The sequence below is a fragment of the Arsenicicoccus dermatophilus genome (genome assembly GCF_022568795.1).
GTDB lineage: Bacteria > Actinomycetota > Actinomycetes > Actinomycetales > Dermatophilaceae > Arsenicicoccus > Arsenicicoccus dermatophilus.
In genome coordinates this window covers 45,613-57,832 of the sequence record NZ_JAKZHU010000003.1, presented here as the reverse complement: position 1 = coordinate 57,832, position 12,220 = coordinate 45,613, and the positions used below count along the sequence as shown (strand labels likewise).

At 74.4% G+C, this 12,220-nt stretch carries 8 protein-coding genes; 2 read left to right on the top strand and 6 right to left on the bottom strand.

The window, feature by feature from the left end:
- Nucleotides 1-179: 179 nt before the first annotated feature.
- A complete protein-coding gene (locus tag MM438_RS14725) occupies nt 180-1,940 on the top strand; it encodes an alpha/beta hydrolase (protein ID WP_241454076.1) in 1,761 nt (586 codons plus the stop codon).
- A 127-nt stretch (nt 1,941-2,067) separates the two neighbouring features.
- Nucleotides 2,068-3,276, top strand: a complete 1,209-nt coding sequence (lhgO, locus tag MM438_RS14720) for an L-2-hydroxyglutarate oxidase (RefSeq protein ID WP_241454074.1) — start codon at nt 2,068-2,070, stop codon at nt 3,274-3,276.
- A 259-nt stretch (nt 3,277-3,535) separates the two neighbouring features.
- Here the strand turns inward: lhgO and MM438_RS14715 are convergent, their stop codons facing one another.
- From MM438_RS14715 to MM438_RS14690, 6 genes are all read right to left on the bottom strand, one after another.
- Nucleotides 3,536-4,741: an IS110 family RNA-guided transposase gene (locus tag MM438_RS14715; protein WP_241453376.1), complete on the bottom strand. Its 1,206-nt coding sequence runs from the start codon at nt 4,739-4,741 to the stop codon at nt 3,536-3,538.
- A 363-nt stretch (nt 4,742-5,104) separates the two neighbouring features.
- On the bottom strand, nt 5,105-6,322 hold the full coding sequence (locus MM438_RS14710; protein WP_241454073.1) for a hypothetical protein: 1,218 nt from the start codon (nt 6,320-6,322) through the stop codon (nt 5,105-5,107).
- Nucleotides 6,323-6,546: 224 nt separating this feature from the next.
- Entirely contained in the window at nt 6,547-7,800 is a 1,254-nt protein-coding gene (locus tag MM438_RS14705; protein WP_241454071.1) for a hypothetical protein, read from the bottom strand.
- A 128-nt stretch (nt 7,801-7,928) separates the two neighbouring features.
- The gene (locus tag MM438_RS14700) at nt 7,929-8,444 is read right to left on the bottom strand and encodes a PadR family transcriptional regulator (RefSeq protein ID WP_241454070.1); all 516 of its coding nucleotides are present in this window, start codon (nt 8,442-8,444) and stop codon (nt 7,929-7,931) included.
- 16 nt (nt 8,445-8,460) lie between these two features.
- Nucleotides 8,461-11,352, bottom strand: a complete 2,892-nt coding sequence (locus MM438_RS14695; RefSeq protein ID WP_241454069.1) for an FtsX-like permease family protein — start codon at nt 11,350-11,352, stop codon at nt 8,461-8,463.
- Nucleotides 11,349-12,020 carry an ABC transporter ATP-binding protein gene (locus MM438_RS14690; protein WP_241454066.1) on the bottom strand — a complete coding sequence of 224 codons (672 nt, stop codon included), beginning with the start codon at nt 12,018-12,020 and terminating at the stop codon, nt 11,349-11,351. The genes MM438_RS14695 and MM438_RS14690 overlap by 4 nt, the downstream gene beginning before the upstream one ends.
- Between the last annotated feature and the right edge of the window lie 200 nt (nt 12,021-12,220).

Below are 12,220 nucleotides of genomic sequence, written 5' to 3'. Positions count from 1 at the left end.
TGCGGCCCGCACCCTGCGTCGCGCGAGGTCACCGGGGCGAGGCCCTGTCGACAGCGGCCCTGCACGGCCTGCTGCGGTCGCGGATCGTCCTGTGCCGGGAGTACTTTCGGCGAGTCATCAGGGATCGGTGGTCTGCTGGTCACCGTCCGTCCGTCCGCCACGCCTGTCTGGAGGCTCGCATGTCCCTGCCCGTCCGAGGGGTCGCGCTGGTCGCGGCCGCCCTGGTGTCCGTCCCGTCCGTCGCGACGGCGGCCGGCCCCGCTCCTGCGCCCGGCTCGCGCACGACGGCCGGCCGGGCCGCCGGCATCACCTGGGAGGACTGCGGCCGTGGCCTCCAGTGCGGCGAGCTCACCGTCCCCCTCGACCACGCCCGCCCGGACACGGGCACGATCACGCTGCGCCTGGCGCGGCGGCCCGCCGAGGACCAGGCGCACCGGGTGGGGTCGATCTTCACGAGCCCTGGCGGCCCGGGCTTGGCGGTCCCCGACCAGGTCGGGCAGATGGCGGACAAGCTCGGCCCCGAGGTCCGCAAGCGCTTCGACGTGGTCGGGCTCGCGACCCGCGGCGCCGACGCGAGCTGCACCGCGGCGGGTGAGGACCCGGACCTCCCCGGCGGGGGCGTGGTCTTCCCCGCGACGGCCGACGAGCAGCGGGTGCGCCTCACCGTCGACGGGCGCCAGCGCGCGTTGTGCGCCAAGGGTGCACCCCAGCTGCTGGACCACATGTCCACCGCCGACGCCGCGCGTGACCTGGACCTGGCCCGCGCCGCCCTCGGCGACGAGCGGCTCACCTACTACGGCACGTCCTACGGCACCTACCTCGGCCAGACCTATGCCGCGCTCTTCCCCGACAAGGTCCGCGCCATGGTCCTCGACGGCGTCATCGACCCGGTCGAGTGGAGCACCGGCCGCGACCGGGGCACCTTGCGGCCGCTGACCGAGCGCCTCGGCTCCCACCTGGGGGCCAAGGAGGCGCTGGAGGCGGCGTTCGCCGAGTGCGAGCGCGTCGGCGCGGCGCGCTGCCCGTCCGCCGCGACGGTCCGCCAGGACTGGGCCGACCTGGTGGCGGCCACCGAGCGCGGCCCGGTCGCCCTGGGCGACGGGCGCGAGCTGCGGTACGACGAGCTGCACTCCACCGTCCTGCGCGCGCTCTACTCCGCCGACCAGATCCCCGGTGTCCTGACGACGATCCACGACCTGCGGGCCGCCCTGCCTGCGCGGATCCCCAGCAGGGCCATGCTCGCGGCGCCGCGGGCCCGCAAGAAGGCGACCGCCGCGCTCAAGCAGCTGCACGCGCTGGCCCGGGCCGCCGAGGCCACCTCGCCGGCCGCGCAGGAGGTGCCCATCGACCCCAGGCCCCAGCCAGGTGTCGACCGGCGACCGGGCGTCGTCCCGCCGGGCTTGCACGGGCCCCGACCGACCACGACGCCGACCCGGCGTCCGACGCCCGCACCGCGCCCCACGGCCACGCCCACCACCCCGCCGAGCAAGGAGGCCAGCTACTGGGTGGGCTACTCGGGCGTGCTGTGCAGCGACGCCGTCAACCCGAGCGACCCGCAGGAGTGGGTGTCCGCCGCGGAGCGGGCCAAGGCCGCCGCGGGGGGCTTCGGCCCGCTGTGGACCTGGGCCTCGAGCGTGTGCGCCGGCTGGCCGGGCAAGGCCACGGGGGTCTACCGCGGCCCCTTCGACAAGGCCACGTCCACGCCCGTCCTGATCGTCGCCAACCAGCACGACCCGTCCACGCCGTACGCCGGAGCCGCGGCCTACCGCAGGACGCTGCCGACCTCACGCCTGGTCACCGTCAAGGACGGCTTCGGCCACGGATCGCTGCACGGCTACTCGGCCTGCGTCGACAAGACGGTCACGGCCTACCTCACCACCCAGGAGACACCGGCCGCCGACGTCACCTGCACCCCGGACAAGGCGCTCTTCGCCAGGTGACCGCGGGGCTGGGCCGCGTCCGGGTGCTCCCGGGCGCGGCCCTCGGCATACCTCCGCCCGACGTGGCGAAGTCCGCTCCGCCGCGGGAGCCCGCGCGAGAGACTGGGGGAGTCGAAAGGGGAATCACATGAAGACCGAGGCAGACGTCCTCGTCGTCGGCGGGGGGATCGTCGGGCTCGCCACCGCCCGAGCGCTGCAGCTGCGCAAGCCTGGTGCGCACGTCGTCGTCATCGACAAGGAGGACGACATCGCCCGCCACCAGACGGGCAACAACTCCGGCGTGATCCACGCGGGGGTCTACTACACGCCGGGGTCCTACAAGGCGCGGCTGTGCTTCGACGGCCGGGTGCGGCTGGTGGACTACCTCCAGGACAAGGGGATCCCGCACCGCATCGACGGCAAGCTCGTGGTCGCGACCGGCGCCGACGAGGTCGACAAGATGCGGGAGATCCAGCGCCGCTGCCAGGCCAACGACGTGCCGACCCGCTGGCTGAGCCGCGAGGAGCTCCGTGAGGTGGAGCCGCACGCCGAGGGGGTGGCGGCGCTGCAGGTGACGGTCACCGGCGTCGTCGACTACACGGTCGTGTGCCGGTCCTACGCGGACGACATCCGCGCCGCGGGCGGGGAGATCCGCACGGGCACCGCGCTCGTGTCGGGGCGGCCCGGGCTGCGCGACGTCACCGTGGAGACCAGCCAGGGCACGATCGTCGCCAAGCAGGTCGTCACCTGCGGCGGGCTCAACGCCGACCTGGTCGCCAGGGCGATGGGGGCGCACCCGCAGACCCGCATCGTCGGCTTCCGCGGGGAGTACTACGAGCTCACCCCCGAGAAGTCCTACCTGTGCAGATCGCTGATCTATCCTGTGCCCGACCCGCGCTTCCCCTTCCTCGGGGTGCACGCCACGCGGGGCATCGACGGGCACGTCCACCTGGGACCCAACGCCGTGATCGCGCTCGCGCGAGAGGGCTACTCGTGGACCCAGATCAACCCCAAGGACATGGTCCAGCTCGCGGCCTTCCCGGGGATCTGGCGGCTCGCGCAGAAGTACTGGCGCTACTCCGTCGGCGAGGTCCAGCGGTCCTTCTCCAAGGAGGCCTTCGTGAGGGCGACGCAGAAGATGATGCCCGAGGTGCAGGTCGACGACGTGGTCCGCGCCGGGGCCGGTGTGCGCGCCCAGGCCATGCGCCCGGACGGCACCCTCGTCGAGGACTTCGACTTCCTGCACGAGCACCCGCGGGTCCTGCACGTCCTCAACGCTCCCTCGCCCGCGGCCACCGCGTCGCTGGCGATCGCCGAGGTCGTCGCCGACAAGCTGGAGGAGGCCGAGCGCCTCTGAGGGCAGCCGGGCGGTCCCCTCACGGACCGCCTGGCGCACCGCGGCCCCGCTGGTCCGACCGGTCCGACTGGTCCGAAATGGCCTGAAGTGACTACGTGTTCGATAGACCTGGACCATCTGTGAAGATGACCCACGGGGGCTCTGTCGCGAGGGGGTCCGGTGCGAGAGGCTAGGGGCCAGCGGCACCCGCTGGGGGGCGGGTGCCGCTGGACCGGGGAGGGCAGGTCGGGCCGCTGGGGGGGTGTCCCTATGGGGTTCGTCAAGCCGCGGCGGCCGTCGGGGCTTGGTAGGTGGTGCCGTCTCTGAGCATGGCGTAGAGAACGTCGCAGCGTCGGCGGGCCAGGCAGATGAGGGCGGCGTTGTGCTTCTTGCCTTGGGCTCGTTTGCGGTCGTAGTAGGCGCGGCTGGTGGGGTCGGACAGGGCTGCGAAGGCGGACAGGAACAGCGCGCGTTTGAGGTTCTTGTTGCCTGACCTGGAGGGGTGCTCGCCGCGGATGCTGGACCCGGATCGACGTGTGACGGGGGCGAGGCCTGCGTAGGCGGCGAGGTGCCCGGCTGTGGGGAAGGCGCTGCCGTCGCCGACCTCGAGCAAGATCCTTGCGGCGGTCCTGACACCGACGCCGGGCATCGAGGTCAGGACCGGGGCAAGAGGGTGGGCATCAAGGATCTCCTCGACCTGCGCCGCGACGGTCGCGCGTTGCTCGAGCAGGTCGGCGAGCTGGGAAGCCAGCTTCGGGATGACGAGCTCGGCCGCGCGGGTGCCGGGCACGGTCACGGTCTGGGCGTCCAGGGCGGTCATGACCTCGTCGACGATCCGATCGTAGGAGCGCGGCGCGCGGGGCTTGGCCACGCTCGTCAGCCGCCGCCGACCGGCCGTGCGTAGCCCGGCGGGTCCGCCGAACCTGGTCAGGAGCTCGAGGACAGCCTTGTGGTGCAGTCGGGGTCCGAGGGCTCGTTCCAGGGCTGGGTGGATCTGGGTGAGCAGGCCGTGCAGGCGGTTGGTGACGCGGGTGACCTCACCGGCCAGGTCGTCGTCGTACCCGACGATGACTTCCAAGTCGGCCAGGGCGTCGTCGTTCATGTCCACGCGCCGCAGGGTGTGGGGCATGGTGCGGGCCGCGTCGGCGATGACGTACGCGTCGCGGGCGTCGGTCTTCGCTGCGCCGGGGTGTAGGTCCGCGATGCGGCGCATCGCCAGGCCCGGCAGGTACGCCACGTCGACCCCGACGGCGCGGGCGACCGCGACCGGCAGGGCCCCGATCGAGGCGGGCTGGTCCACCACGACCAGGACCGGGCCGTGCGTGGACAGGTGCTCGTAGAGGGCGCGCAGCTTGGTCTCGTCTTGCGGTAGCGCCTTGTCGTGCAGCCGTTTTCCGGACGGGTCCAGGGCGGTGGCGTGGTGAGTTTCCTTGCCGACGTCCAACCCCAGGTAGACCGCGTAGGTGCGGTCGGGTAGCCCGTGCATCCTGTCCTCCTCGTTGACCGACGGACTCATGATCCGCTGGCCACAGGTCGGGCGTCAGCAGCCGGCAGCCACGTTACGAAGAGACCTCCCGAGCGCGGGGGCCGTGTCCCTATCAGCGGTCACACCGACGCCACCAAGCCCGGCGACAACACCCCCCGGATCATGCGCGACAGGGGCAAAGAGTCATACCAGACCTGGTGACCAGCACCCCCATCACCGAGGGCACGAAGAAGGTAACGGGCGGTCCGGCCTGCCCGTCACCGGTGACAGGTCGAAGGGGTCCTCTCCGGGGAGGGTCCCTTCGCCGTGCCAGGGGTATGTCGGTGCGGTGCGGTCGGCGGGCAGGTGCCCGGCGACACGCGGTCAGCGGCCGGGCGTGGTGCGGGGCCTGACCATGGCGGGCAGGATCGCCCGCTGGACCGCGGTGGCGCCGTTCGCGTCGGTGACCACGGACCACACGGTGGTGCCGCTCGGGTCTGCCGCCATACCCAGGACTGCCGCACCGGGGTCGCCCGCCATGCCGGAAGGCCGGGCGCCGGGTGCGGCGACGAGGGCATAGCCGCCCTGGACCAGGTCACGGCCGGTGCCGGTCGCCCGGTCGGTGCGGGCGTAGGTGTCCTGGCCACCGATGACCTGGCGGCCGTCCGCGAGCCGGGTCGCCGCGGTCACCTGCCACGCGGGCGCCGCGCACCAGGTCATCACCCCGGAGACGAGGAGCAGGCAGCTGCCGCGGTCGGCCCAGACGGCCGGGTCGCCCTGGTCGAAGGACCGGTGGTAGCCCCAGGCGGTCACCTGGCTCGCATACGGCGCGACCAGGGCCTTGGTGCCCCACACCTCGCCGGAGGGGGCGGTCGTCATGGTGCTGCCGAGGGCCTTGGCCGGGGTGGCGGAGTAGTCGTAGAGCGTGCCGCTCGGGCGTCCGCCGGGGAAGGACGTGTCGGCGAGCACCCGGCCCTGCGCGATCGCGAGCAGGCCTGCGGCCGAGGGGCTTCCGAGGGTCGTGGGGTTCTGCCGGGTGGCGCGCCAGGCGCCGTTGGCGAGGACCGCGGTGGTGCCCGTGGCCGGGAGCGTGGCGCCGTGGCTGCGGCCCCACAGGGCGATGCTCGTCGGGCCGGCGGCCAGCGACTGCGGGGTGAAGCTCGAGACCCCGGTCGGCATGGCGGGCATCGGCACCCGCACGAAGGTCGTGCCCTGGCTGCGCCACAGGGTGCTGGTGGTGCCCGTCGTGAGCAGCCAGATGGTGCCGCCCGAGACGGCGACCTGGGTGGTCCGGGCCTTGGCGGCGAAGGTCGTCGAGGTCCAGGCGCCCTTGCGCAGGACCTCGGCGACGACGGTGCCCTCGGCCCCGGGAGCGGTGGCGCGGGTGCCGACGACGGCGACCTGGCCGGCTCCGGCAGCGACCGCCTGGGCCCGGAAGGGCACGCGGCGGACCGTCTGGAAGCCGACCGCCGCCGGCTGGCGGGGCGCTCCGGGGCGGTTGACGACCGGCCCCGCAGCGCCGGCGGTCGGGGCGGAGCGGGCGCCGGCGGCCGCGAGGAGAGCGACGAGCGCGGCGGTGGCCTGGGTGCGGACGGTGGTCATGGGTTCCCCCTGAGGAACTCTGATGCTGGGAACTTCCCGGCTCCAGACTGCCACGTATTTGAGCCATTCAGGCTAAGTTGACAACTTTACGTAGTTCTAAGTGACGAAAGGCTCCGCCGATCTGGTAGCCGCGCCGGTCACCCCACGCACACCAGGAGCCCGATCCCCGCACGGCGGGAGTCGGGCTCCTGGGGCGGTGGTGGCGGGGTGCGCCGTCGGGCCTGTCAGCGGTGACCCGCGCCCGCGCCCGTGGTCGTGGCCGGAGTCTTGGCGACGATGCCCGCGGCGAGGAAGGCACGCTGCACGGCCGTGCGGTCGCCGTTCCTGACGACGGACCAGACGGCGGTGCCCCTCGGCTCGGCGGCCAGGTCGACCACGGCGTCCCCCGGATCGCCGGGCAGCGCCTGCGGGGTGCCGCCCGGCGCGGTGACGACGGCATACCCACCCTGGACCAGGTCGGTGCGCGCCTGCGTCATCCGGTCGTACGTCGTGAAGGTGTCCTTGCCCCCGAGGACCTGGCGGCCGTCGGCCAGGCGGTCGGCCGCGGCGACGGCATAGGTCGGGGCGGCGCACCAGTCGCGCTGGCCGGGCGTCACCCGGATGCACAGCCCACGCGTGCGGTAGAGGTCATGGTTCTGCGGGTCCAGGTCGGTGCTGGCGCCCCACGCGGTGACGTCCTGCGGGGAGCGCGCGGTGAGGTCCTCCGCCCGGTAGCCGCCGCCGTCCGGAGCGTGCACCTCGAGCCAGCCGAGATCCGTGGGCGGGGTGGTCGCGTAGTCGTAGAGCGTCCCCCAGACGTGGACCTGGCCCATGAATCCGGTGCCCGCGAGGGCGTGCCCGTCGACGAGCTCGAGGAGGGTGCGGCCGGTGCGGTCCGACGGTCCGTAGAAGGTGGTGGGGCCGAAGGAGTCCTGCTGGAAGGTCCAGGCCTTGCCGTCGAAGCGGGCGAGCGCGCCGCTGCCCGGGCGGGACCCCGCGCTGGTCGTCGCGCCCCAGAGCACCACGGTGCGGCCCTCGGCGGCGACGGCATAGGGCGTGAACGAGGCGGCGCCGGGCGGCAGGGGGACGGCCACGCGCACGTGGTGGGTGCCCTGCGAGCGCCACAGGGTGGGCGTCGCGCCGATGCCGAGGATCCAGATCGTGCCGGCGCCGGAGGCGACGCGCGCCTGGGTGGCCGAGCCGGGCAGGGTCCGGGTGGTCCAGCCGCGGGGGCCGAAGGTCTCGACCATGATCGGGCCGGCGGTGCCCGGCTGGGCCTTGACCCCGACCACGACCGCCGTGCCCGTGGCGGGCGAGGTGACGGACTGGGCGGTGAAGCTCGTCGTGCGGACCGTGCGGAAGCCCGTGGTGGTCGCGGCCTTGCCGACCGGCACCGTGGCGCCGGGCACGGGCCGTGGGGCGGGCGCGGCCGCCGCGGTGGCGGTGCCGGCGGTCAGGGCCGCGAGCAGGGTGGCGGCGAGCGTGCGAGTGATGGTCATCTGGGGTTCCCCCTCGGGACGAACAGGTGGGCAGGGTCGGTCACCCTCAGTTGATCTCACCGGAGAGTGACTGATCTATAGCCCTCTGTAGTCATTTGTCGGGTTGTTCCCGGATGTCCCCTGCCGTGTCAGCCCCGGCGTCGCAGCACCCGGGCCTCGACGTGGTCGAGCCAGCGGGCCTCGGACTCCACGGCATACACCTGGTGCTCCAGGATCAGCAGCCGCGCCAGGTCCTCCGGGGGGACCGTAGTCTTGGCCCGGGTCAGCTCGTGCAGGGCGCGCATCGTCGCGGTGCGCTGGGTCTGCACGACCTGCACGACGTCGACGCCCGGCAGCGTCACCGCGAGGGCGAGCTTGATGGCCAGCTCGCTGCGTGGGGTGGCCTCCCGGTCCACGGGCTGCGTCCACCACCGCGCGATCTCGGCGCGACCGGCGTGGGTGAGGGCATAGGTGGTGCGGCCCTCGGCGTCCTCGCCCTGCTGCTCGACGAGGCCGTCGCGCTCCAACCGGGCGAGGGTCTGGTAGACCTGCCCGACGTTCAGCGGCCAGGTCCCCCCGGTGCGCTCCTCGAACTCGCTGCGCAGCTGCGCGCCATACCTCGGCCGCTCCGCGAGCAGGGCGAGCATCCCCTGTCTGATCGACATGTCGGGTCCTTCCTGCTCAGGCCTGGCGGCGGGTGAGGGTGGGCTCGGTGCGCACCATGAGCGTGGCGAGCAGGGCGGCGAGAGCCGGTATGCCGACCAGGGCCACCGTGATCTCGGGCCACGGTACGGCGATCGCGCTCCCGGCGTGGTAGACCTCACGGACGACGGCGCGGCTGTAGGCCGTCCCGGGGACCGCGCCGACCGCGAGACCGCTCGCGGTGCCCACGAGGGCGAGCACGGCGGCGTGGGCTGCGGCCACGGCACGCCGCGTCCGCGCGGTCGACCCGACGGCGGCGAGGGTGTCGAGGTCCTGCCGGGACTCGCCCATCGACAGGGCCGTGGCGGTGGTCGTGGCGATGAGGACGAGCACCCCGATGAGGCTCAGCAGGGCCAGGCGCACCCAGCCGATCGGGTCGTGGAACCCGCGCTCGACCGCCACCCCGTGCAGCGACGTGTCCCCGTCGCCGAGGGTCTGCGGGTCGGCCCGGTCCAGGGCGGCCCGGACCGCCTCCTCCTGCTCCTCGGTGATCGCGGCGCCGTCCGGGCCGTGGGCCAGGATGCGGTGCTGCTCGGTGGCCAGGCCGATGGCCCGGGCCGCTGCGACGGTCATCAGCGAGACGCCGACGCCGGCCGCATCGGGATCGAGGAAGCGGGCCTGCTCCGGGGCGAGGTGAGCGACGGGGACCACGTGGGTCGCCGTGGTGCGTGCCTGGCGCACCTGGCCCTGCCCGTCGAGCTGCCCCAGGACGAGGGTCCAGATCAGCGTCCCGCCCCGGGCCACCTGCTCGGAGGTGGTGAGGGTGCCGCCCTGGTCGAGCACCGCGCGCTGCGCCGGGGTCAGGGTGGTGAGCCGGCCGAGCAGGGCGGGGTCCAGGGCAAAAGTGCTCCTGGTCGAGAACATGGCGCCGGCCAGCGGGACGAGGCACGGCCCGGTGGTCTCTCCCACCGCGGCCAGCGCCCGGGCGACCGTGCACCCGTGGGGCAGACCCATCGCCCCGCGCAGGTCGGGCTCCGTCCTGGCCGGCTCCAGCGGGGGAACGGTCGCCAGGCGCTGCTCGTGGACCGTTCCCCCGGGCAGCGCCTGGCGGACGACCGCGGCCAGCTCCGGGGACGTCGGGAGGGAGGTGCTGTGGAGCCACCCGTGGGGGGCGGAGGGGACATAGCGCTCCCGCTCCAGCGCGGTGGTGGTGGCGAGCCCGAGACCCGCTGCGGACAGGATGACGGCGCCGGCCATGATGGCGGCCACGGTGGACGTGGCCCGCCCGCCCCGGCGGGCGGCGGCGCGGGTAGCGAGGCGCAGCGGGACCGGCAGGTTCGCCCCGAGCCGACCCACGAGCGCGAGGACGGCGGGCACCGCCAGCAGCGCGCCCGACACCAGGACCACGGCGGAGACCACCAGGGTGGTCACGACGAGGGTGCCGTCGTCGGGCCGGTGCCGCAGCCACTCGACCGCGCCGAAGACCCCGACGGTGCCGAGCGCCGCGAGCACCAGGCCGGACGCCGGGACGGCCCGGCGGACCCGGCGGGTCGGCACCTCGCCTCGCATCACGGCGGTCACGTCGAGACGGCCCAGGCCGCGAGCGGGCAGCAGCGCGGCGACGACCGAGGCGACCACCGCGCACACCAGCACCACCGCGACGAACCGCCAGGGGACGTCGAAGGGTCCGAACACGTCGGTGGTCGGCCGCCGACGGGTGGTGAGCGCCATGGCGGCGGCGCCGGCGGCGACACCCACGACGGTGGCGAGCGTCGCCGAGGCCACCCCCAGCACCAGGGCCTGGGCCAGCACGGTGCGGCGCAGCTGGGCCCGGGTCGCGCCGTTGGCGGCTGCGAGGGCCAGGCCGCGGCGCTGCCGCTGGGCGATCACGGCGAAGGCCGGGCCCGCGAGCAGCGAGGCCTCGATGAGCAGGCCGGCGGCGAGCAGGGCCACGGCGAGGACCTCCCCGGTGCGGCGTCCACCCTCGCGCAGGAACAGCTCGGAGGCCGGCGGCGGGTCCTGCAGGACGGCGCGGCTCTGCAGGCCGACGCCGTACGTCGCCGCCTCCTTGACCTCGGCCCAGGTGATCGGGCGGTCGCGCCCGACCAGGCTCTCGCCCGCCAGGAGCGAGCCGGACGAGGGGTCGGGCAGGCGGACGGCGCTCGCATGGCTGCGCCCGTCGGCCGCCGTCGCGCGGCCCACGCCGACGACGGTCACCCGGGCGCCGCCTCGGCGCTGCTGCGGGGTGGCGGTCGGGACCCGCTCCTCGATGGTGAGGGTGCCGGAGGTCGGCAGGCCCAGGCGGGCGCCGCGCTCGGTGACCACGATCTCGTCCCTCGTCGTCGGCCATCGACCCGAGACCAGGTCGACCTTGCCGCGCAGCAGGCCGTCACGCCCGTCCACGGTCATCAGCCGGAAGGCCCGGGGCCGCCCGTCGACCTCGGTGACCATGAGGGCCTCGCCGATGCGCAGCACCCGGGCGCCGAGCAGTCGGCCGACGTCCGACGCAGACCCCGCGTCGGACCGGGAGGTCACCGGCCCGTCCTCTCCCGGAAGGGGGCGGGCGGGCGGAGCCTTCGCACCGGCGTCGGAGAGGAACCACCCCTCGCCCTCGAGGGAAGGCGTGATCTGGGAGCTGTTGACCGTGGTGACGATCCCGACGGCCCGGCCCATCCGCTGGTCGAGGGCCTCGTCGTCGTCGACCATGATGGTCGCGTAGACGGTCAGCCCGGCCACCATCACCGCCACCGGCAGCGCGATCATCAGCAGCACGATCGAGCTGCGCGCCTTGTGGGCCCAGGTGTCGCGGCGGGCCAGCCGCAGGGCGACCCGCCAGCCGGCGAGCCACTCGGCCCGGCGCGAGCGACTCCGCTCGGGGCCGGGGGTCGGGGAAGTGGTGGCCCGGGGCGGGCGGGCGACGGCGCTGCTCATCGGGGGCCTCCGGTGGCGTCCACGACCTCGCCGTCGCGCAGGTAGACGACCCGGTCGGCCCAGGCGGCGTGGCGGGCCTCGTGGGTGACGAGCAGGCCGGCGGCGCCGCGGTCGCAGCGGGCGCGCAGGATCTCCAGGATGCCCTCGCCGGTCACCGAGTCCAGGGCACCGGTGGGCTCGTCCGCGAGGACCAGCCGGCGATCGCCGACCAGGGCGCGGGTGATGGCCACGCGCTGGCGCTGGCCGCCGGACATCTCCTCGGGATAGCGGTCGGCGAGCTCGGCGATGCCCACCTCCTCCAGGGCCGACTGCGCCTGGCGGCGGGCCTCCCGCGGGCCGGTGCCGTCGAGCTCGAGCGGGAGGGCGACGTTCTCGGCCGCGGTGAGCGAGGTGATGAGGTTGACGTCCTGGAAGACGAATCCCACCGCGCGGCGCCGCAGCCGGGCCAGGGCGTCGGGTCGGAGAGCGGTCACCTCCTGGCCCTCGATCGTCACCTGGCCGCCGGTGGGGCGGTCGAGCGCCCCGGCCAGGTTGAGCAGCGTGGACTTGCCGGATCCCGAGGGGCCCATCACGGCGACCAGCTCGCCCGGCTCGATGGTCAGCGACACTCCGCGCAAGGCGTGCACGGCGGTCTCGCCCGAGCCGTGCGTGCGGCTCACGTCGGTCATCTGCAGCACCGTCGTCGGTGGCTCCCCCGAGAGTTGTGGGGGCCGGCCGGTCATCCCCCTGGTGACCGGCCGGCCCGGATGGGTGTCGTCGACATACTCGGTATGTTGCCTGACAGGTCCATGTATACCCGGTAAGTCGACAGGGGGTCAATACCCGGTATGCGCGGATCTGACGCGCCCACCCGGGCACGCCGAGGCCA

Excerpts from the sequence above, each read along its gene's own strand:
- MM438_RS14725 (WP_241454076.1), top strand. The coding sequence starts at position 180 with ATGTCCCTGCCCGTCCGAGGGGTCGCGCTGGTCGCGGCCGCCCTGGTG.
- lhgO (WP_241454074.1), top strand. The coding sequence starts at position 2,068 with ATGAAGACCGAGGCAGACGTCCTCGTCGTCGGCGGGGGGATCGTCGGG.
- MM438_RS14715 (WP_241453376.1), bottom strand. The coding sequence starts at position 4,741 with ATGCACGGGCTACCCGACCGCACCTACGCGGTCTACCTGGGGTTGGAC.
- MM438_RS14710 (WP_241454073.1), bottom strand. The coding sequence starts at position 6,322 with ATGACCACCGTCCGCACCCAGGCCACCGCCGCGCTCGTCGCTCTCCTC.
- MM438_RS14705 (WP_241454071.1), bottom strand. The coding sequence starts at position 7,800 with ATGACCATCACTCGCACGCTCGCCGCCACCCTGCTCGCGGCCCTGACC.
- MM438_RS14700 (WP_241454070.1), bottom strand. The coding sequence starts at position 8,444 with ATGTCGATCAGACAGGGGATGCTCGCCCTGCTCGCGGAGCGGCCGAGG.
- MM438_RS14695 (WP_241454069.1), bottom strand. The coding sequence starts at position 11,352 with ATGAGCAGCGCCGTCGCCCGCCCGCCCCGGGCCACCACTTCCCCGACC.
- MM438_RS14690 (WP_241454066.1), bottom strand. The coding sequence starts at position 12,020 with ATGACCGACGTGAGCCGCACGCACGGCTCGGGCGAGACCGCCGTGCAC.